This is a genomic window from Nocardia sp. NRRL S-836, from assembly GCF_001279525.1.
In the GTDB taxonomy this organism is placed as follows: domain Bacteria; phylum Actinomycetota; class Actinomycetes; order Mycobacteriales; family Pseudonocardiaceae; genus Lentzea.
The window spans coordinates 1-288 of record NZ_LGDY01000070.1; the positions used below are offsets into that span (position 1 = coordinate 1).

Annotated in this window: 1 rRNA gene; it reads right to left on the bottom strand. The window is 54.5% G+C overall.

Annotated elements, in window-relative coordinates:
* A 23S ribosomal RNA gene (locus ADL03_RS08800) occupies positions 1 to 288 on the bottom strand; the annotation flags it as partial.

Below are 288 nucleotides of genomic sequence, written 5' to 3' on the forward strand. Positions count from 1 at the left end.
GTCCGCTATCGGTCACCAGGGAGTATTTAGGCTTAGCGGGTGGTCCCGCCAGATTCACAGCGAATTTCACGAGTACGCTGCTACTTGGGAACACTCTAACGAGATACCGGATTTTCGAGTACGGGAGTTTCACCCTCTACGCTCACGCTTTCCAGACGTATTCCTCTAACCACAGTATTTTCTGACTCGTTGCCAGTTCGGCAGAACTGACCAAGAGGTCCCACGACCCCGCGAATGCAACCCCTGCCGGGTATCACACAGACGCGGTTTAGCCTCATCCGCTTTCGC